This is a genomic window from Pseudophaeobacter sp. 1A16562 (assembly GCF_041008785.1).
In the GTDB taxonomy this organism is placed as follows: Bacteria; Pseudomonadota; Alphaproteobacteria; order Rhodobacterales; family Rhodobacteraceae; genus Phycobacter; species Phycobacter gallaeciensis_A.
Genome location: NZ_JAXGFT010000012.1, coordinates 77,128 through 96,419, shown reverse-complemented (window position 1 = coordinate 96,419; position 19,292 = coordinate 77,128). Strand labels below are relative to the sequence as shown.

18 protein-coding genes are annotated in these 19,292 nt (G+C 61.1%); 10 read left to right on the top strand and 8 right to left on the bottom strand.

The window, feature by feature from the left end; all coding sequences use genetic code 11:
* Positions 1–63 precede the first annotated feature (63 nt).
* On the top strand, positions 64–657 hold the full coding sequence (locus SM764_RS16720) for a shikimate kinase (RefSeq protein WP_065273414.1): 594 nt from the start codon (positions 64–66) through the stop codon (positions 655–657).
* Entirely contained in the window at positions 657–1,784 is a 1,128-nt protein-coding gene (gene aroB, locus SM764_RS16715) for a 3-dehydroquinate synthase (RefSeq protein ID WP_369002262.1), read from the top strand. Before SM764_RS16720 ends, aroB begins: the two co-directional genes overlap by 1 nt.
* 57 nt (positions 1,785–1,841) lie before the next feature.
* Here aroB and SM764_RS16710 read toward each other — a convergent pair whose 3' ends face one another.
* Together SM764_RS16710 and SM764_RS16705 are read right to left on the bottom strand one after the other, a co-directional pair.
* Positions 1,842–2,921 (bottom strand): site-2 protease family protein, encoded by a 1,080-nt coding sequence (locus tag SM764_RS16710; RefSeq protein WP_274827993.1) that lies wholly within the window; start codon positions 2,919–2,921, stop codon positions 1,842–1,844.
* A 103-nt stretch (positions 2,922–3,024) separates the two neighbouring features.
* Positions 3,025–3,549 carry a single-stranded DNA-binding protein gene (locus SM764_RS16705; RefSeq protein ID WP_369002261.1) on the bottom strand — a complete coding sequence of 175 codons (525 nt, stop codon included), beginning with the start codon at positions 3,547–3,549 and terminating at the stop codon, positions 3,025–3,027.
* A 398-nt stretch (positions 3,550–3,947) separates the two neighbouring features.
* On the opposite strand from SM764_RS16705, the gene SM764_RS16700 reads away from it, so the two are divergent.
* The 3 genes from SM764_RS16700 (at position 3,948) to SM764_RS16690 (ending at position 6,309) form a co-directional block, all read left to right on the top strand.
* A complete protein-coding gene (locus SM764_RS16700) occupies positions 3,948–4,466 on the top strand; it encodes a lytic transglycosylase domain-containing protein (RefSeq protein ID WP_425537371.1) in 519 nt (172 codons plus the stop codon).
* 163 nt (positions 4,467–4,629) lie between these two features.
* Positions 4,630–5,004, top strand: a complete 375-nt coding sequence (locus tag SM764_RS16695; RefSeq protein WP_369002260.1) for a hypothetical protein — start codon at positions 4,630–4,632, stop codon at positions 5,002–5,004.
* A gap of 132 nt (positions 5,005–5,136) precedes the next feature.
* Entirely contained in the window at positions 5,137–6,309 is a 1,173-nt protein-coding gene (locus tag SM764_RS16690) for a cytochrome-c peroxidase (protein WP_369002259.1), read from the top strand.
* A gap of 53 nt (positions 6,310–6,362) precedes the next feature.
* On the opposite strand, the gene SM764_RS16685 is transcribed toward SM764_RS16690, so the two are convergent.
* The 6 genes from SM764_RS16685 to miaA form a co-directional block, all read right to left on the bottom strand.
* Entirely contained in the window at positions 6,363–8,450 is a 2,088-nt protein-coding gene (locus tag SM764_RS16685; protein ID WP_369002258.1) for a dipeptide ABC transporter ATP-binding protein, read from the bottom strand.
* A gap of 4 nt (positions 8,451–8,454) precedes the next feature.
* On the bottom strand, positions 8,455–9,891 hold the full coding sequence (locus tag SM764_RS16680) for an ABC transporter permease (protein ID WP_274827996.1): 1,437 nt from the start codon (positions 9,889–9,891) through the stop codon (positions 8,455–8,457).
* A 15-nt stretch (positions 9,892–9,906) separates the two neighbouring features.
* Positions 9,907–10,953, bottom strand: coding sequence for an ABC transporter permease (locus SM764_RS16675; RefSeq protein WP_369002257.1), 1,047 nt, complete (start codon positions 10,951–10,953; stop codon positions 9,907–9,909).
* A 137-nt stretch (positions 10,954–11,090) separates the two neighbouring features.
* On the bottom strand, positions 11,091–12,761 hold the full coding sequence (locus tag SM764_RS16670; protein ID WP_368946676.1) for an ABC transporter substrate-binding protein: 1,671 nt from the start codon (positions 12,759–12,761) through the stop codon (positions 11,091–11,093).
* A 320-nt stretch (positions 12,762–13,081) separates the two neighbouring features.
* Positions 13,082–13,903, bottom strand: coding sequence for a helix-turn-helix transcriptional regulator (locus SM764_RS16665; RefSeq protein WP_274827999.1), 822 nt, complete (start codon positions 13,901–13,903; stop codon positions 13,082–13,084).
* Between the two features lie 125 nt (positions 13,904–14,028).
* Complete coding sequence (miaA, locus tag SM764_RS16660; RefSeq protein WP_369002256.1) at positions 14,029–14,907, bottom strand: tRNA (adenosine(37)-N6)-dimethylallyltransferase MiaA; 879 nt, start codon at positions 14,905–14,907, stop codon at positions 14,029–14,031.
* A 132-nt stretch (positions 14,908–15,039) separates the two neighbouring features.
* Here miaA and pyrH point away from each other — a divergent pair, with 132 nt between their 5' ends.
* The 5 genes from pyrH (at position 15,040) to dxr (ending at position 19,287) form a co-directional block, all read left to right on the top strand.
* Entirely contained in the window at positions 15,040–15,786 is a 747-nt protein-coding gene (pyrH, locus tag SM764_RS16655; RefSeq protein ID WP_065273425.1) for a UMP kinase, read from the top strand.
* A 212-nt stretch (positions 15,787–15,998) separates the two neighbouring features.
* Positions 15,999–16,562, top strand: coding sequence for a ribosome recycling factor (frr, locus tag SM764_RS16650; RefSeq protein WP_065273426.1), 564 nt, complete (start codon positions 15,999–16,001; stop codon positions 16,560–16,562).
* Positions 16,563–16,571: 9 nt separating this feature from the next.
* Positions 16,572–17,330 carry an undecaprenyl pyrophosphate synthase gene (gene uppS, locus SM764_RS16645; protein WP_065273427.1) on the top strand — a complete coding sequence of 253 codons (759 nt, stop codon included), beginning with the start codon at positions 16,572–16,574 and terminating at the stop codon, positions 17,328–17,330.
* Positions 17,327–18,100 (top strand): phosphatidate cytidylyltransferase, encoded by a 774-nt coding sequence (locus tag SM764_RS16640; RefSeq protein WP_369002255.1) that lies wholly within the window; start codon positions 17,327–17,329, stop codon positions 18,098–18,100. The genes uppS and SM764_RS16640 overlap by 4 nt, the downstream gene beginning before the upstream one ends.
* Before the next feature lie 17 nt (positions 18,101–18,117).
* Positions 18,118–19,287 (top strand): 1-deoxy-D-xylulose-5-phosphate reductoisomerase, encoded by a 1,170-nt coding sequence (dxr, locus tag SM764_RS16635; RefSeq protein ID WP_369002254.1) that lies wholly within the window; start codon positions 18,118–18,120, stop codon positions 19,285–19,287.
* Positions 19,288–19,292: the final 5 nt, after the last annotated feature.

Below are 19,292 nucleotides of genomic sequence, written 5' to 3'. Positions count from 1 at the left end.
TTCTTTGTGTTTTGCTCAAGTTATATATGGCCTTTTCGGCAATATCACGTCATTCACTGAAGAATGAGCGAAAAAGAGCAAACCGAAGAAACTGTGACCGTCGGACCGACACCGGGAAGGCTGAAAAAGACGATCGTCATGGTTGGGATGATGGGCGCGGGCAAGACCGCTGTGGGCCGGGCGCTGGCTGCCCGGCTGGATGTGCCGTTTCTGGATAGCGACCATGAAATCGAAGCTGCGGCCAATATGTCTATCCCGGAGATCTTCTCGCGCGATGGGGAGCCGTTTTTCCGGCTCAAGGAACGTCAGGTCATCGCCCGGTTGCTCGAAGAAGAGCGCGGTGTGCTGTCGACCGGGGGCGGCGCCTTTCTGTCCGAAGAGAATCGCACCCTGATCACCGAGGGCGGTGTGTCGGTCTGGCTGCAGGCGGACCTTGAGGTTCTGTGGAACAGGGTGCGCCACCGGGACAGTCGTCCTTTGTTACGTACCAGTGACCCCAAGGCCACCCTGCGCGAGCTTTATGACGCGAGGGTGCCATTCTATGAAAAGGCCGACCTGACGGTGAAATCCGACGGGCAGGCTTCGATTGAAACAATGGTCGACCGGGTGCTTGAGGCCCTGAAGGAGCGGCCAGACGTATTGGAATGGACGAAATAATGCAGCGCAAAGTTCACGTACCCCTTGGCGAGCGCGCCTATGATGTGGTGATCGGTCCCGGCCTGTTGCGGGAGGCGGGCAAGCGGATCAAACCGCTGCTGAACCGCCCCCGGGTTGCGGTTCTGACCGACGAAAACGTGGCGGCCAGGCACCTTGATACCCTGCGGGCCGGACTGGCGGCGGAAGGCATCGAAATGGATGCGCTGGCCTTGCCGCCCGGCGAAAGCACCAAGGCCTGGCCACAGTTTTCGCGCGCCGTCGAATGGCTGCTGGAGTCGCAGGTGGAACGCTCTGACATCGTGATTGCCCTTGGTGGTGGTGTGATCGGGGATCTGGCCGGGTTTGCGGCGGCGGTCCTGCGGCGGGGTGTGCGTTTCGTGCAGATCCCGACCTCCCTGCTGGCGCAGGTGGACAGTTCGGTCGGGGGTAAGACCGGAATTAACGCGCCACAGGGCAAGAACCTGATCGGCGCCTTTCACCAGCCCTCGCTGGTGCTGGCCGATACCGAGGTCCTCGGTACTCTGACGGCGCGGGATTTCCTGTCCGGCTATGGCGAGGTGGTGAAATACGGCCTGCTGGGCGATGCTGCGTTCTTTGACTGGCTCGAAGAACACGGCCCGGCACTGGCGGCGGGCGATATGGCGGCCCGGGTCGAAGCGGTGGCCCGCTCGGTCCAGATGAAGGCCGATATCGTCGTGCGCGATGAGACCGAACAGGGCGATCGCGCTTTGCTGAACCTTGGCCATACATTCTGCCACGCGCTGGAGGCGGCGACCGGCTATTCCGACCGTCTGATGCATGGCGAAGGCGTTGCCATCGGCTGCGCGCTTGCGTTCGAATTGTCCTCGCGTCTGGGGCTGTGCAGTCAGGAAGACCCCAGCCGGGTCCGCGCCCATCTGAAGGCGATGGGCATGAAGGCGGATCTGTCGGATATTCCCGGCGATCTGCCCGGCGCCGTGGCGCTGCTGGACCTGATGGGGCAGGACAAGAAGGTGCTCGCAGGCCAGCTGCGGTTCGTTCTGGCGCGCGGCATTGGCGAGGCCTTCGTGACGGCAGATGTGCCGCGTGAGACGGTGCTGGCCGTGCTGGAGGATGCGCTGGCCCTGCGTCAGGTCGAGCAGGCGTAACCTTCCGGGGAATGGGGGCTGTTGGCCCCCGTCCTGTTACAGGTCGTCTGCCTTTGGTCAGCGGCCTTTCACCACCATCATCTCCCCGATGTTTTCCGAGGTGATATAGCCTGCAAGAGCGCCTGTTTTTGTCGTGACGACAACGGCAGGCGCGCCCTTGTGCAGGGCGTCGAGAACGGTCTCCAGCCCGGCAGTCAGCGGGACCGAGGGGATATCATTTGTCATCAGCATGGAAACCGCCTTCATGCGCGGGGTTTCTGCGGCGATGGCGGCGAACAGATCGCCGCGCGTCACAAAACCCAGCGGGCGGCCGGTGGCATCCAGAACAGGGAACTCATGCTGGGTGGTGCGGATGACTGCGGCAGAGGCTGTCTCCAGCGTGTCCTCAGGGCGCAGCGCCTCGAAACTGGTGATCATGGCATCGCGAGCCATGAACCGCTTGGTCACGGCGCGCATCGCCACGTCCTGATTTTCGGCATTGGCGGCAATGAAGACAAAGCCCGCCACCAGCACCAATACCGGGTTGCCCGAGGTGAGGCCGAGATATGCCAGCCCCATGGCGGCGATCTGCCCGGCGATGGCGGCGATGCGGGTCGCCTTGACCCGGTCCATCTTCAGGCACAGCGCAGCACGAAGCACCCGGCCGCCATCCATCGGAAAGGCGGGGATCAGGTTGAAGACTGCAAGGATCAGGTTCACCAGCGCCAAACGGCCCAGGAAATTCCATCCGGAAAACTCCTGCGCCGGATCTGCCAGGCTCGCCAGATCCCAGCGGCCCGCACCAATCACCACCAGAATGGCCCAGATTGCAATGTTGACGGCAGGTCCGGCAAAGGCCACCGCGATCTCGTGCCAGGGGTTGGACGGCATCCGTTCCAACCTTGCCAGACCGCCGATGGGCAACAGGGTGATGTCGGGGGTGGCAATGCCGTAGCGCTTCGCCATCAGCGCATGGCCGAATTCATGGGCCAGAACACAGGCAAACAGCGCCAGCACGAAAACGGTGTTCTCGATGGCGCCCGGCAGGCCCTGTTCGCTGTAGGCAGATAGCCCGATCCACCCCAGAAGAAGGAAGAAGGTGACATGAACTCTGACCTCTGAGCCAAAGAGGCGGCCGAGAGAAAAAGACCATGTCATCGCGTCATTCCTTTTGCAGCCTGTGCGGATCGGGCAAGGATCATCAGAAGGATATCACCAAGGCTGTATCGCCAGGGTGATATCACGCGTCAGAACCGTTAGATCAGAACGGGATCTCGTCGTCGTCGATATTGTGCGAGGGGCCACCCTGACCGCCGCCGCCAAAGCCACCGCCCTGGGGTCCGCTGTCGTAGCCACCGCCGCCACCGCCGCCGCCATATCCGCCGCCGCCACCGTAGCTGCCGCCACCCTGGCCGCCGCCACCGCCGCCTTCACCGCGACCGTCCAGCATGGTCAGGGTCGAGCCAAAGCCCTGCAGAACGACTTCGGTGGAATAGCGGTCCTGACCGTTCTGATCCTGCCATTTGCGTGTTTGCAGCTGGCCTTCGATATAGACCTTGGAGCCCTTGCGCAGGTATTGCTCGCAGACGCGCACCAGACCTTCGTTGAAGACGGCAACGCTGTGCCATTCGGTCTTTTCGCGGCGTTCACCGGTGTTGCGGTCTTTCCAGGTTTCAGAGGTGGCGATGCGCAGGTTGCACACCTTGCCACCGTTCTGAAAGGTCCGCACCTCTGGGTCGCGGCCCAGGTTGCCGATGAGGATGACTTTGTTGACTGAGCCGGCCATTTGGTCCTGTCCTTGTTCTTATTGGATGTTCTTGTCTGTGGATGGGCATCTGGTGTCAGAACCGAATCTGAGCGCGCCCGGATTTTGGGCCACAGTACAGACCCGCAAGCTCTGATGAAAGCAACCTTCTTGGCCGCGGGGCGGGGGTTTTCGTAGGTTTTCGGTCGGGCAGCCTCCCACCAGAATCTGTTCGCCGCACGCTGACGCTTTCAATTTAGTTAAGATCCGCTATAGTCTCGCCGGTCGGAAAACGGATCGCGACGGTAACAGAGTTGAGGGCCGCTATGTTTGGGCAAGCCACGTTTAAGACCGCTTTGATCAATGTCTATGCAATGAACGCTCGTGGCCTTGCTGCGGCTGCCGGGGTTTCGTTATTGGCGACTGGCGCTACCGCCGACATGTTCTCGACCAAGAACCAGCGCAGCCTGTTCGCCGCCCATACCAAGGTTCTGGATGGCCGTGCGGCGCAACAATACGAGAACTCCAGCCGTCTGTTGCCGCGGTCCTCATTTGAAACGGGCCAGTATGGCAGTCTGCCCTATACCGGCAAATACCGTGGGAAATTCATGACCATGGCGCGTGCCGCAGCGCGCAAACACGGCGTGCCCGAGGATCTGTTCCTGCGTCTCGTGCAACAGGAAAGCAACTGGAACCCCGGCGCGAAATCCCACAAAGGCGCGCTGGGGCTGGCGCAGCTGATGCCGCAGACTGCCCGGTCGCTGGGGGTGGATCCCGCTGTCCCGCAGGAAAACCTGGAAGGCGGCGCGCGGTACCTGGCGCGCCAATTCCGTAAGTTCGGCTCCTGGCGCTTGGCACTGGCTGCATATAACGCGGGTCCGGAGGCAGTCCAGAAACACGGCGGCGTGCCGCCTTACCGTGAAACCCAGGCCTATGTAAAAACGATCTGGGGCGGCTGACCGCTTACGAAACGCCTTGAACCGTGCCCGTTTGGGGCGGCCCGGATCACGACCGTGTTAACGCCTCGGTAAACTTGGTAAATGCCGCGTTAACTTCTTTTCTCCGCCACGAAGCTGCCCGAATTCCCCCTGAAAAAAGCGAGCAGTTTCAGGAGGATTTGCCGTGACAGCCTACAGTTTTGATGATCGCCTTGACCGTATGCACTGGACCCCGTCGACGGGTCCCAGCCGCGAGATCGTCGACAGCGTCCTTGGCGCGCGGCAGCGTGCCAGCGCCCGCAGTGTCGGCGTTACCCTTGCCGGCGCCATCGTGGGAATACTGATTGGCTTTGGCCTGATCGGCATGTCCTTCGAACAGTCGCCCTGGGGGCCGGGCAGCGGTGCGGTCGGTCTCGTGTTTGGTACCCTGTCGCTGGCCGGTCTGGCCCTGTCGGTCACGCTGGCCTTGTTCGCGGCGTGGAAAAGCAAACGTTTCCCGCGCTTGATGCAGTTCGCCTCGATGAACCTTCTGATGATCGTTGTTCTGTTGCTGAGTTAACCAGTATCGGTCCGCCCCATGATCGGGGTGGGCCTTTTCCTAGTTTTATTGTCGGGAATTGCGCTCGATCAAGGTCGGGGCTATAGCTGCCGGGTACCTCGCGTGGGGACTGCCCCGGATCCAAAGGCCCTGATGATGACGTTTTCTCCCTTCTGGCGCATGCGCGCCGCTGCCCGTTGCCTTACCTTGCTGGTCGTCGCGGCATCGCCGCATTCTGCATTGGCCGAGGATGCAGAGCTGACGCCGGTTGAGGCCTTGGGAGAGGCGCTGTTTCACGATCCGATCTTGTCGCAGAACCGCACGCAGTCCTGTGCCAGTTGCCACGACGCGGAATACGGCTTTACCGATCCGCGGCGTTTCGCCGATGGGGCGTTTTCGCTGGGGGATGACGGGCATTCGCTGGGCGATCGCAACGCGCCAAGCGCGGCTTACGCGGCCTTTACGCCGCCATTTCACCAGAAGGAAGACGGAAGCTGGGCCGGGGGGATGTTCTGGGACGGGCGCGCCCGGGATCTGGCAGAGCAGGCCGGCGGGCCGCCGCTGAACCCGATCGAGATGGGGCTAAGTGACAAGGCGCAGCTCGTCGCGCGCCTGCAGGAAGAGCCGGACTATGTCACAGCCTTTCAGCAGAACTTCGGCGCGGACATCCTGAAGGATCCTGAGGCCGGGTATGCTGCGATGACCGAGGCGCTGGCGGCCTATGAAAAAGCCGCCATCTTTGCGCCGTTCGACAGTAAATACGACCGTTTCCTACGCGGTGAAGTGCAGCTGAGCAAAGAAGAAGAATTGGGCCGGATCCTGTTCTTCTCGGAGCAGTTCACCAATTGCAACCAGTGCCACCAATTGAAGCGCAGCGCGATGGATCCGCAGGAGACCTTCACCAACTACAGCTACCACAATATCGGCGTGCCTGAGAATGTTCTGGGGCGGGCCGAGAACGGCGTTGCCGCCGGTACCATTGACGACGGGCTGCTTGCCAACCCGGCGGTCAGCGATCCGGCAGAGCGGGGCAAGTTTAAGACGCCGGGATTGCGCAACGCGGCGGTGACCGGCCCCTATATGCACAACGGGGTGTTTCAGGAGCTGCGCACGGTGATTGCCTTTTACAATCGCTACAACAGCAAATCAGACGCCGCGCAGATCAATCCCGAAACCGGAAAACCCTGGGGACCACCGCCGGTTGCAGGCACCTTGTCGACCACCGAGCTCACCCACGGGCCTGCGCTGGATGACCGGCGCATTGACGCCCTGGTTGCGTTTCTGAAAACGCTGACCGATCAGCGCTACGAAGAGTATCTGGAATAGAAAGGGCGCCCGCGGGATGAACGCGGGCGCCGCTTTGGGTGTGATCAGAGTGGCTACTCGGCCGCGATCTTGATGACCGGGCTCATCCGTTCAAGGATCTCATCGCTGAGGTGGCATTTGATCTGATGCCCGCCCTGCATGTCGCGCACCGGGGGGACCTCGCGTTCACAGAGACCGCCCGGAACTTCGCTCTTCCAGCGGCAGCGGGTCTGGAACGGACAGCCTGATGGCGGGTTCATCGCTGACGGGATGTCGCCTTCGAGAACGATATGCTCCTTTTCCACCGATGTATCGGCGATGGGAACCGCGCTCAGCAGGGCCTCTGTATAGGGGTGATAGGGTGGCGAGAAGACCTGATCGGTCGTCCCCAGCTCCACCACATGGCCGAGATACATCACCATCACCCGGTCGCTGAGATAGCGCACGATGGACAGGTCGTGGCTGATGAACAGCAGCGTCGTCTTCTCGTTGCGCTGGATCTCCATCAGTAGATCGGTCACCGCCGCCTGCACCGACACATCCAGTGCCGAGACGGGTTCATCCGCCACAACGATGCGTGCACCGCCAGCAAAGGCACGGGCGATGCCGACACGCTGCTTTTGCCCGCCGGACAGCTGCCGCGGCATGCGGTCGGCAAAGGCGCGTGGCAGTTTCACCAGATCCAGCAGCTCCAGCATCCTCTGCTTGCGCTCCGCGTCGTTGTCACCGATGCCAAAGATTTCCAGCGCCCGGGTGATCTGCCGTCCGACGGTCATCGACGGGTTCAGCGTATCAAAGGGGTTCTGGAACACCATCTGCACGTCCGAAATCGTCTTGGTGTTGCGTTCTTCGATCGGGGTCTGTTCGATGTTCTGGCCATCCATCAGGATGTCGCCGTCGGTGGCGGTTTCCAATCCCATCAGAACCTTGGCGAAGGTGGATTTCCCGCAACCCGACTCCCCGACGATGGCCAGTGTTTCGGATTCGCGGGCCTCGAAGCTCAGCGTTTCATTGGCCTTCACCACTTTCTTGGCGCCACTACCGAACAGGGCATTTGCTGCCACCTCGTAATATTTCTTGAGCTTGTCGATCTTGAGGACAACCTCACCCGGGGCGGTCTTTTCCTTCTTGTCGGCTACGGTGATCGGCGCGTTCCAGTCGATTTCCTGGAACTTCAGGCACCGCGTGGCGTGGCGGTCATTGCCGGGCACATCGGCCATGGCAATATCGCCCGCGTCGCAACGGCCCGCTTCGAAATAATCGCAGCGCGGACCGAAGTTGCAGCCCGGCGGGCGTTCGTGGGGCAGTGGGAAGTTGCCCGGAATCGCCACCAGCGGGCGCGCGTTCTTGTCGGCGCCCGGCAGCGGGATCGAGCGGAACAACGCCTGCGTATAGGGGTGCTGCATCTCGTCAAAGACGTCTTCGATACTGCCGCGTTCCACCGCTTCACCGGAGTACATCACGCAGAGCCGGTCGCAGGTTTCCAGAACAAGACCAAGGTTGTGCGAGATGAACAGCATCGAGGTGCCGTATTTCTTGCCCAAATCCTTGACCAGTTCGACCACGGCTGCCTCCACCGTCACGTCAAGCGCGGTGGTGGGCTCATCCAGGATCAGCAGTGCCGGTTTTGACATCAGCGCCATGGCGATGACGATCCGCTGCTGCTGGCCGCCCGACAGCTGGTGCGGATAGCTGTTCAGCATCCGCTCTGGGTCGGGCAGGCGCACGTCGGTGACAACTTCGAGGGCGCGCTTGTAGGCTTCCTCTTCGCTGACGCCCTCGTGGATCATCGGCACTTCCATCAGCTGTTTGCCGATTTTCATCGCCGGGTTAAGGCTGGCCATCGGCTCCTGGTAGATCATTGCGATCTCGTTGCCGCGAATATCGCGCAGCTCCTCGACGCTCATCTCGCCCAGATCGCGGCCCTTGAACTTGATCGATCCGCCCACGATGCGGCCGTTCTTGCCAAGGTCCTGCATCACCCCAAGGGCGACAGTGGATTTGCCGCAGCCGGATTCGCCTACAAGGCCAACCGCCTCGCCGGGCATCACGGAGACGGAAAAGTCCATCACCGCCGGGATTTCGCGCAGCCGGGTGAAAAAGGAGATCGACAGGCGGTCGATTTCCAGGATCGGGCCATCGGTTTGCTCAAGCTTGCTCATGTCATCAATCCCTCAGGCTTTCTTCGCGCAGACCATCGGCCAGCAGGTTCAGACCCAGCACCAGGCTCAGCAGGGCAATGGCGGGGGGCAGGGCCGGGTGCAGGTAGATCGACAAGAGCTTGCGCCCTTCGTTGATGGTCGATCCCCAGTCCGGGCTTTCGGGCGGCAGGCCAAGGCCGAAGAAACCCAGAGTCCCGAGAAGGATGGTCGTGTAACCAATGCGCAGGCAAAAATCGACGATTAGCGGCCCGCGGGCGTTCGGCAGAACCTCCCACAGCATGATGTACCAGGGACGCTCACCCCGGGTCTGCGCGGCGGCCACGTAATCGCGGGTCTTGATGTCCATCGTTAGGCCCCGCACGATGCGGAACACGGTGGGTGAGTTCACGAAGACCACCGAGACAAAGACGACAAGGATACCGCCCGGAATGTCGAACAGATCCACCGGCCAGAAGTCGATCTTGGACCCCTTGGCATTGATCAGCGACATGTAAAGGATGAACAGCGGCGCGAGAACGACAGCTAGGATGATGAAGTTTTTCTTGGGCTGCGTCCGATAGCGGGCGTTCAGCAGCACCCCGAAGAACACCATCGGAAAGGCAAAGAGCACCACTGCCATATATTGCGGCAGGCCGGTCTCGACGATTTCGGGGGTTACCATCAGGTAGAACAGCAGGATCACCGGGAAGGCCAGGATCAGGTTGGCGAGGAAGGACAGGAAGGTGTCCAGTTTGCCGCCATAGTATCCGGCCGGCAGCCCCAGGGTGATCCCCACCATGAAGGCAAAGGTCGTCGCGAGCGGGGCAATTTTCACCACCTCCCAGGAACCTTTGACCATCCGGCTGAACACATCCCGCGCCAGGTTGTCACCGCCAAGGAGATACCATTGGAACTCGCCTTCTTCGGCGCCGCGCAGGGGCGTACCGGGGGCTTTGTTTTTCATGCCCGACGCCTGCGACAGCGCATCATGGGTGGCCAGCATGTCAAAGGCCGCAAAAAAACCGGTGAAGACCCAGAACATGACAAGGCCAAAGCCGATCATGCCGATGGGGCTGTCAAACAGCTTGCCATAAAGGCCAAGGCGCCGCTTGAACGTGATGGAAACGGCATAAAGCACCACAAGGGCAATCCAAACCGGCAGCATTTGCTGCGACAGCGCCCCGATGATGCCCGCGCCGGTGCCCATCACGAGGCCAAGCAGCAGATAGGCCAGCAGGATGACGGCCGAGGCCAGGAAGGTGAGACGCACGGCCAGCGCGGCAAGGCCCTGCGGCCCGGCCGACAGGCTGAGTGTGCCGCCTGCGTTGGTAATGGCGCGTTCCTCGGGGGTGACCGCGCCGATGATGATCCAAAGAAGGATCGAGATTGCCAGTAGTCCCAAAGCCGCAAAAAGAAGCGGGTTGAGAAAGGCGATTGATCCGGTCCAGCTGAGTGGTTCCATAGTCTTTCTCCGTCTTCAGGAAATGCGAATGCGTGGGTTGAGGTAGACGTAGCCGATGTCCGAGATCAGCTGCGTGATCAACACCACGAGAACCGAGACGACCGAGACGCCCAGCAGCAGTTCGATATCGTTGTTGCCAGCGGCTTGTACCAGCGTCCAGCCAAAGCCCTTGTAGTTGAACAGGGTCTCAACGATCACCACGCCGTTCAGGAGCCAGGGGAACTGCAGCATGATCACGGTGAAGGGCGCGATCAGCGCGTTGCGCAGGGCGTGTTTCATGACGATCTTGGGAAAGCTCACCCCTTTGAGCCGGGCGGTGCGGATATACTGCGCCGTCATCACCTCGGTCATCGAGGCGCGGGTCATGCGGGCGATATAGCCCATGCCATAAAGGGCGATGGTCAGAACCGGCAGCAGGAAATTTTCGATGTTCGGGCTTTCCATCGCGCTGGTCGCGGTGCCCTTGAACCATTTGAGGCCGACGGCAGAGGAGGAGAAAATAGCGATAAACAGGACGCCGGAAACATATTCGGGCGTCGCCGTGGTGGTGATGGCAAAGGTCGACAGTGTTCGGTCGGTGGCAGAGCCTTCCTTCATGCCCGCCAGAACGCCGAGGATCAGCGCCGAGGGCACCATGACCAGCATCACCCAGAACATCAGAGTGCCCGTCAGCGACAGGCGGGTGGCGATGATGGAACTGACCTCATCCTTGAACACCGTGGAATAACCCCAATAGCCCTGCAGGATGCCGCAGAACCGCGGGGCCTCCGCTGGGTCCATGCCCGGCGTGATGCAGCGGCCGGTGATGGTGCCATCCTCAGCCGTGTGCTGGTACGAAGGCGCGATGCCGATCCATTCCATGTATTTCTTTGGCGTGGATTGCAGGTAACCGCCCTTTTCCAGCCAGCTGGCCACAGCTTCGTCCGACATGCGGAAGTTGCCTTGTGTCTTGGCGAGTTTTTCAAGGTTCGGATAGAGGTTTGTCATGAAGAACACGACAAAGGTCAGACAAAGCGCCGTCAGGATCATGACCCCGACGCGTCTGAGGATAAACAGTCCCATGGATGCCCCCATTGGTGGCTATGCGCCCGGTTCAATGCCGCTGCGCTTTTGCTAGGCGCGGATGCGCCCTGTCTTTTGGCTGTGCTACGGGTCCAGCGGAAACGGGCCGCGCGATGCGCGGCCCGTGCAGGTCCAGGTCAGGCTTTTAGAGCCCACTTGTAAAGCTGGGGCAGGTCCGCAATGTGCTTGTCGACACCGACCAGGGTATCCCGGTGGTGACGCATGGCGGTGCGCCAGTAAGGCTGGATGGTGACGCCTTCGTCGATCATGATGGCTTGCAGTTTGCCCATCACTTCGCGGCGCTTGTCGGCATCTGCGATCGAGTTGGCCTCGGCCAGCAGCGCGTCGAACTCGGCATTTGCAAAGCCGCTTTCGTTCCAGGCCTCGCCCGAGCGATAGGCCAGTGCCAGAACCTGAGTGCCCAGCGGGCGGTGGTTCCAGTTGGTCGAGGAGAAGGGATATTTCACCCAGTCGTTCCAGAAGGTGGAACCGGGCAGGATGGTCCGCTTCACGTTGATGCCTGCATCGCGCAGCTGGGCTGCCACCGCATCGGTGGTGTTGCGGCGCCAGTCATCGTCGATCGACAAGAGCTCGTGCTCGTAATCGCCCATGCCCGCTTCATCCATCAGGGCCTTGGCCTTGGCGGGGTCATAGGGGATGCGGGTGACGCTGGGGTCGTGCTCCGGGTGCATCGGGCCGACGTGGCAGTTGTCTGCCGGGATGCCGTAGCCGGACATGCCCAGTTCAAGGCAGACGTTGTTGTCGACTGCCATGGCCAGGGCCTGGCGCACGCGCTTGTCAGCATAGGGCTTCATGCCATCGACTTCGGCCAGCTGGTTCGGGCGGATGACGATGGTAAAGCCGGAGGGGATTTCCGATCGGGTCAGGCCGATGCTGTCGAAGATGTCGACATATTCACCGACCGACTCCCAGTTCATGTCGATTTCTTCGGCTTCGAAGGCGGCCAGGAAGGCGGCCGGATCGGTGCCGTAGTCGATGAACTCGATGCGGTCCAGATGGCCGCCCTTGCCAGCGGCGTAGCCCCACCACTCGTGGTCCTCGTTGCGCACCAACACACCCTTGACGCCGACTTCCATGCTCTCGGGCAGCATGTAACCGGTACCGATCGGGTTCTCCAACATGGTTGCGGCGTCATGGCTGGCATGGGTGATGGCTGCGGGATAGTCCGCCATGCCGGGGATGATGGTGATGTCCGGCGTGTTGGTCTTCAGCATCACGGTGTGGTTGTCCACCACGGTGATGGCGCCATCTGCGGCCTTGCCAGTGGCTTCGTCGATCAGCGATGCCATGCGGCCTGCCATCGAGTTGCCTTCGACACCCTTGTCACACCAGCCGGCGATGTTGCGAGCCACGTCCTCGGCGGTGAAATCGTCGCCGTTGTTCCATTTGACGCCTTTGCGGACGTTCAGGGTGTATTCGGTCGCATCGGCATTGGCGCTCCAGCTTTCCAGCAGCATCGGGCCGAAAGAGCCGTCGCTGTTGTATTCGACCAGATATTCCAGCCAGCCGGCGGTAAAGGTCGCGATCTGGGTCCAGTCAAAAGTGCGCGGATCCTTGAGCGCACGGACCTCCATCTGCATACGCAGGGTGCCACCCTTCTGGGCATGTGCAGCGGCCTGCACCGGGGTCTCCAGACCGATCAGCCCGTAGGCGGCTGCGGCGCTGACGCCCAGTGCGGTGGAGCGGGCTAGGAATTCACGGCGGCTCAGTTTGCCGTTTTTGACTTCCTCGGCATGCATCTGGGCGGCCCAGTGGATCGGCGCGCCGGTGGTGGTATCGTTGTTCATACGGATCTCCCTGTTTGCACCAACAGGACGCTTGGCCCTGCCTCGAGGTGGCGATGGTATGTCCGGATTGCGGTCCGGAAAGGTGCTATTTTTGAATTTCGCCGTCTCACGCACCTATTCGGCCTCATAAGGCGGCTTAGGTCAATGCACAGATTCGGCGGAATACGGCAGAAAAGCGACCTTTTTTGCGTCGTTTTCGTATATTCGTGGTGGGTCGCGCCACAGGACTGGGCAGAAGTGCCCAGTTCTCCGCAGGGTTGAGGTGCAAACGGGGGCCTGGGCCGACTCACGACGGCAGGTCGCGGTCAGAGGCTGGAACGTTACTGGGGAATAGCGGCTTTGCGCGCCTTCTTGCGCAGGGCGCTTGGTGTCTCACCGGTGTGCTGGGTGATGAAGCGAGTGAAATAGGCGGCGCTGCCGAACCCTAGTTGGGCGGCGATGTCGCGCATGGCCAGATCGCTTGAAATCAGCAGGCTGCGGGCCGCGTGAAGCTGCCGCTCTGTCAGCAGCGTGGCGGCAGTCTTACCGGTTTCCGCCTTGCAGACACGGGTCAGGTGGGTCGGCGTCACGTTCAGCGCAGCGGCGTGATCCGCCATGCTGGCGTGTTCATCGAAATAGGTTACCACCCGCTTGCAATAGGCCTGTGACAGGCGCCGCGCGGCGTTTGGTTTCACCGGGGGCAGGGGGCCGGAGGGGGGCTGACGGCGCAGCTGGATGCTGATCAGATCGGTGTAGGACTGCATGGCCCGGCGCCACAAGGCAGGATGAGTGGATTGTTCGACCGACACCGCCTCAAGCAGGCTGTTGAGACGCGCTTGCTCGACCGGGTCGTTGAACTTCAGGTGTAGCGGCTCGGGCGGCATCGACACGGGCGCGGTGGCAGGCACGATCAGGGCCTGACCCAGGCATTGGCGTCCGAATTCCACTGACCACAGATTGCCGGCCGGAAAGAACAGCGCCGTATGCGCGCCAAACCCGCGCCGGTGCCCATCCATCAGAAAACGACCCTGTCCGCGTGTGATCCAGATCAGCACATGCTCGGCGCGATCATGCGCAAGTTCTGTTTGCCAAGGACCGTCTGGGTAGAGACGCGAAAGCGGCGAAACGTGAAGATCTTCGGCTGGTTTCGGGTCGAATGGCATGAGATGTTACATAGATTTACTTAAACTTTATCGATGTAACAGCGCATGAAAATGTGATTCTGGCAAGTTCCTGCCGAAGAAGGTTAAAAATTGATAAATTTGTGCCTCTTACCTGCACCTGCCGTTTAGCTGAGCTGATAGCCGATCTCCGGGGAGATTTTCCGCCATTTCTCCATGCGGGCACGGAACCAGGTGCGCTGCCGTTTGGCGAAACGGCGGGTGGCAATCGCGGCGCTTTCCTCCGCCTCCTCCAGCGTCATTCTGCCAGTGGCATAGGCCATGAGTTCCGGCGCGCCGATCGCCTTGCAGGAGGGCAGGCTGGGGTCGAACCGATCTCGCATGGCCTCGACTTCATCCATGGCGCCCTGTTCCAGCATGGCGCGGAATCGTTTGCGGATGCGTGCCTCCAGCCAGTCCTTACTGCTTTCCAGAACCAACGCACTGCAGGCGTCCAGCGGCAGGGGCGGCGGCGGGGTGTCATCCTGCCAATCGGCCAGCGCCCGTCCCGTGGCGGTCAGCACCTCCCAGGCGCGCTGCACGCGGGCACGGTTCTGCACATCGATGCGGGCCGCGGTCTGGGGATCAAGCGCCGACAGCAAGTCTTCGAGCGACATCGAATCGCCCTCGGCCCGGACTTCTGCAGGTGTGGGCGGGATTTCAGCCATACCTTCGGTCAAGGCACTGAAATAAAGACCGGTTCCGCCGACGATGATCGGCCGCTGCGCTCCTGACAGCAGCGGCACCACCTCCCGCAGCCAGTGACCGGCGGAATAGGGCGCATCATAGGCCACATGCCCATAAAGCCGGTGCGGCGCGCGGGCTTCTTCTTCGGCAGAAGGGCGGGCGGTAACGATCCGCCAACAGTCGAACACCTGGCTGGCATCGGCGTTGACCACCACACCGCCTTGTTTTTCCGCAATTTCCAGCGCGAGCGCGGATTTCCCCGAGGCCGTTGGGCCAGCGATCAGAACGGGCCTATCCGGATCGATGCGAAGTTCTGTCATGTCAGCCTGTCCTCACCGAGGGCGGATTTGTTATACTCCGGGGAAGAAAAGGCGCCTGGCCTGCATTGATCCTGCCGGTGATTTGCTTCATTTTGCGGCGCAAATTAACCCCGTCATATTCCGGAGCGCAACATGCCCCAAGAAATCGAAACACCGGCCGCCACTTCGGCCGTTGCCTATAAACGTGTCATGCTGAAAATCTCTGGGGAGGCGTTGATGGGGGATCAGGGCTTTGGCCTGCATCCGCCGACTGTGGAGCGGATCGCCAAAGAGGTGAAGTCGGTACACGACATGGGCGTCGAGATCTGCATGGTTATCGGCGGCGGCAATATCTTCCGGGGCCTGTCCGGCGCTGCGCAGGGGATGGAACGCACCACAGCTGACTATATGGGGATGCTGGCGACCGTGATGAACGCCCTTGGCATGCAGGCCGCTCTGGAATCGCTTGGCGTCTTCACCCGGGTGATCAGCGCCATTCCGATGGATCAGGTCTGCGAGCCCTATATCCGCCGCCGCGCCGTGCGCCACCTTGAGAAGAAGCGGGTCTGCATCTTCGCGGCCGGCACCGGCAACCCCTATTTCACCACCGACACTGCGGCGACGCTGCGCGCCAATGAAATGGCCTGCGAGGCGATCTTCAAAGGCACCAAGGTCGATGGCGTCTATGACAAGGACCCGGTGAAGTTCGACGACGCCAAGCGCTATGACACCGTCAGCTATGACGATGTGCTGGCCAAACGCCTGGGGGTTATGGATGCCTCGGCAATTGCTCTGGCGCGCGACAACAGCCTGCCGATCATTGTCTTCTCGCTGGATGAGCCAGGCGGGTTCCGCGGTATTCTGGCTGGCGAAGGCACCTACACCAAGGTTCAGGGCTGAACCGCAGTTGGTTTGAAAATGGCAAAAGACGCGTGTCCCGGCAGGAGGCGTGTCTTTTCGTTTATGCAAGGGGTTGCGAGCCGGTATCAACGCTGTGGCTAGCTGCTGCCATCGGGCAGAGTGGCCGTCAGCGGGCCGAGATTGCTATACAATCTTGCGACAATCGCTTATGAGCGGTGTAAAGACCGCCTCAAGTCAGGGGAGAGAGCAGAATGTCTGATGATTTTGAACTGGATACCGACGATCTGAAACGTCGCATGGATGGCGCCATGGCCAACCTGCGCACCGAGTTTGCCTCGCTGCGAACCGGCCGTGGCTCGGCTTCGATGCTGGATCCGGTGATGGTAGATGCCTATGGCTCGATGACGCCGATCAACCAGGTCGGCACCGTCAACGTGCCGGAGCCGCGCATGGTGACGATCAACGTGTGGGATAAATCCCTTGTTGGCAAAGTTGAAAAGGCGATCCGGGAATCCGGCCTTGGTATCAATCCGCAGTTGAACGGCACCATCATCATGCTGCCCATTCCGGAGCTGAACGAAGAACGCCGCCGCGAACTGACGAAGGTTGCCGGCCAATACGCTGAACACGCCCGTGTGTCGGTGCGCAACGTGCGCCGCGATGGCATGGATCAGATCAAGAAGGCCAAGGCCGACGGCATGTCCGAGGACGACCAGAAGTTCTGGGAAAGCGAAGTTCAGGATCTGACCGACGCGATGATCAAGGCCGTGGATGAGGCGCTGGAAAACAAGCAAGCCGAAATCATGCAGGTCTGACGCCCGGATATGGTCAGCAATACCGACACGGCGCCTTCCGAGGGCGCGTCCGAAGACGGCACGGGGCAGGGCCCACGCCATGTTGCCATCATCATGGATGGCAACGGCCGGTGGGCACAGTCCCGTGGCCGCCCGCGTCTGTTCGGGCACCACGCAGGCGCCAAACGGGTGCGGGAAATCGTCGAATGCTGCCCGTCCCTGGGCATCAAGTATCTGACCATATTCGCCTTTTCGACCGAGAACTGGAAACGGACGCAGGTCGAGGTCGCGGGCCTCATGAGCCTGTTCCGCCGCTATATCTCCAAGGAGATGAAGGCGCTGGCCGCACGTAATGTGCGGGTGCGTTTCATCGGGGATCGGGTGCGGCTTGATGCCAAGCTGATCCAGTTGATGGATCAGTTGGAAGAGGAAACCAAAGGTAATGACGGCACCAATCTCACAATTGCCCTGAACTATGGCGGGCGGGACGAGGTGGCCCGCGCCACGAAACGGCTGGCGCAGGATGTTGCGGCTGGAAAGCTATCTCCTGACGATGTGGACGAGGAAACCCTGCCGAAATACCTCGACACCCATGTGTTGCCGGATCCCGATCTGGTGATCCGCACCAGCGGTGAGGCACGGATTTCCAACTTCCTGCTGTGGCAATCTGCCTATGCGGAGTATGAGTTCATCGACACGCTCTGGCCGGATTTCACCGCCGAAGAACTGGGGCGCCTGTGCCGGGGCTATGGCGCCCGTGACAGACGTTTTGGCGCGGTGAAGACATGAGCGCGGGACGTTGGTCCGACCTGATGCCGCGCTTGCTGTCTGCGGTCGTCATGCTTGTGGTAGGCGCCGTGGAAATCTGGCTGGGTGGCATCTGGTTTGCTGTGCTCATCGCTGCCGCTTGCGGTGGCATGATCTGGGAACTTGTCCGGATGCTGGCGCCCGAAAAGATCGGACAGGCGCTGCAACTGGGGGCAATGTCAGCCATTGCGGTGCTGGGCGCGACCCTGCTGCCGCCGGTCTGGGGGATGCCCTTGCTGGTTTCGCCTATCCTTGGCGGTATGTTTCAACTGCCTGTTGCTGCCCGCCTGCGTTTTGGCTTGTTTGGTCTCTGGATCGTTTGCGCCGGCTTTACCTTTGTATGGCTGCGCAATGAAATGGGGGCCTCTTGGCTGTTGTGGCTGATCGGCGTTGTCGTTGCCACCGATGTAGCAGGCTATTTTGCCGGTAAGATGATCGGCGGGCCAAAGCTTTGGCCGCGTGTCAGCCCCAAGAAAACCTGGTCTGGATCTTCGGCTGGCTGGATCGCTGCGGCGTTTGTCGGGGCCTTCTTCAGCGAAGCCTCGGGGCTGGGACTGGGCGCAATTGTCCTGTCGGTTGTCATGTCGATGGCCAGTCAGGCCGGTGACATCGCCGAAAGCGCTCTGAAGCGGAAGACCGGCGTGAAGGATTCCAGCGCTCTCATTCCCGGTCACGGTGGCCTTTTTGACCGGTTCGACGGGATGCTCGGGGCGGCGGCGGCCTTCCTGATCTTCGTGACATTTCTGGGATAGCCTTGTAGGGCATGACCATGCGTAAAATCTCTATCTTCGGCGCCACCGGCTCGATCGGTCAGAACACCATTGACCTGATCCGGCGCGATCAGCGCGCCTATGACGTGGTCGCTCTGACGGGCGGTGCCAATATTGCCCGGCTTGCGGCGGATGCCATCGCGCTCAAGGCTGATATTGCGGTAACGGCCTATGAGGAGCGCCTGCCGGATCTGCGCGCCGCGCTGGAGGGCAGTGGCGTGGAGGCCGCAGCGGGCGAGGCTGCCCTGATCGAGGCGGCAACCCGTCCGGCGGACTGGATCATGTCGGCCATCGTTGGCGCCGCCGGTCTTGCGCCGGGTCTCAAGGCGCTGGAGCAGGGCACCACGCTGGCGCTGGCCAATAAGGAATCGCTGGTCTGTGCCGGTGGCCTTCTGATGCAGACCGCGCTGCGACATGGCGCCCGGCTCTTGCCGGTGGACAGTGAACATTCGGCGGTGTTTCAGGGGCTGGTCGGTGAAGAGGTTTCCGCGGTTGAGCGGATCATCATCACCGCATCCGGTGGCGCGTTCCGCGACTGGCCGCTGGAAGATCTGCAAAAGGCAACCCTAGCCGAGGCGTCCTCTCATCCAAACTGGGACATGGGGCAGCGCATCACCATCGACAGCGCATCAATGTTCAATAAGGCGTTAGAGGTTATTGAAACCAAAGAATTCTTTGGTGTCGCGCCAGAACAGATCGAAGTTCTGGTGCATCCCGAATCGATGGTGCATGCGCTGGTTGGCTTTCGCGATGGTGCCCTGATGGCGCATCTGGGCGCACCAGATATGCGCCATGCCATCGGATACGCGCTGCACTGGCCCGAGCGAAAGGATCTGCCGGTTGCGCGGCTCGATCTGGCGGAAATCGGTCAGCTGAATTTCACGGCTCCGGATACCGCGCGGTACCCCGCACTGCGGCAAGCCTATGATGTAATGCAGCGCGGCGGTCTGATGGGCGCCGTTTTCAACGCAGCCAAGGAAAAGGCGCTGGATCTGTTCATCGCGGGACAGATCGGGTTCACCGAAATGGCCGAGGTAACGGCCGCGGTTCTGGAGCGGATGGAGGCACAAAGCGGCCTTATTGATTCCGCAATGACCCTTGATAACGTCACTGAGATTGACCATCTCGCCCGACAAGAGGCAGAGCGCGCCGCAGCGGAACGCAGATAAGGTAA

Excerpts from the sequence above, each read along its gene's own strand:
- SM764_RS16720 (WP_065273414.1), top strand. The coding sequence starts at position 64 with ATGAGCGAAAAAGAGCAAACCGAAGAAACTGTGACCGTCGGACCGACA.
- aroB (WP_369002262.1), top strand. The coding sequence starts at position 657 with ATGCAGCGCAAAGTTCACGTACCCCTTGGCGAGCGCGCCTATGATGTG.
- SM764_RS16710 (WP_274827993.1), bottom strand. The coding sequence starts at position 2,921 with ATGACATGGTCTTTTTCTCTCGGCCGCCTCTTTGGCTCAGAGGTCAGA.
- SM764_RS16705 (WP_369002261.1), bottom strand. The coding sequence starts at position 3,549 with ATGGCCGGCTCAGTCAACAAAGTCATCCTCATCGGCAACCTGGGCCGC.
- SM764_RS16700 (WP_425537371.1), top strand. The coding sequence starts at position 3,948 with ATGTTCTCGACCAAGAACCAGCGCAGCCTGTTCGCCGCCCATACCAAG.
- SM764_RS16690 (WP_369002259.1), top strand. The coding sequence starts at position 5,137 with ATGATGACGTTTTCTCCCTTCTGGCGCATGCGCGCCGCTGCCCGTTGC.
- SM764_RS16685 (WP_369002258.1), bottom strand. The coding sequence starts at position 8,450 with ATGAGCAAGCTTGAGCAAACCGATGGCCCGATCCTGGAAATCGACCGC.
- SM764_RS16680 (WP_274827996.1), bottom strand. The coding sequence starts at position 9,891 with ATGGAACCACTCAGCTGGACCGGATCAATCGCCTTTCTCAACCCGCTT.
- SM764_RS16675 (WP_369002257.1), bottom strand. The coding sequence starts at position 10,953 with ATGGGACTGTTTATCCTCAGACGCGTCGGGGTCATGATCCTGACGGCG.
- SM764_RS16670 (WP_368946676.1), bottom strand. The coding sequence starts at position 12,761 with ATGAACAACGATACCACCACCGGCGCGCCGATCCACTGGGCCGCCCAG.
- SM764_RS16665 (WP_274827999.1), bottom strand. The coding sequence starts at position 13,903 with ATGCCATTCGACCCGAAACCAGCCGAAGATCTTCACGTTTCGCCGCTT.
- miaA (WP_369002256.1), bottom strand. The coding sequence starts at position 14,907 with ATGACAGAACTTCGCATCGATCCGGATAGGCCCGTTCTGATCGCTGGC.
- pyrH (WP_065273425.1), top strand. The coding sequence starts at position 15,040 with ATGCCCCAAGAAATCGAAACACCGGCCGCCACTTCGGCCGTTGCCTAT.
- frr (WP_065273426.1), top strand. The coding sequence starts at position 15,999 with ATGTCTGATGATTTTGAACTGGATACCGACGATCTGAAACGTCGCATG.
- uppS (WP_065273427.1), top strand. The coding sequence starts at position 16,572 with ATGGTCAGCAATACCGACACGGCGCCTTCCGAGGGCGCGTCCGAAGAC.
- SM764_RS16640 (WP_369002255.1), top strand. The coding sequence starts at position 17,327 with ATGAGCGCGGGACGTTGGTCCGACCTGATGCCGCGCTTGCTGTCTGCG.
- dxr (WP_369002254.1), top strand. The coding sequence starts at position 18,118 with ATGCGTAAAATCTCTATCTTCGGCGCCACCGGCTCGATCGGTCAGAAC.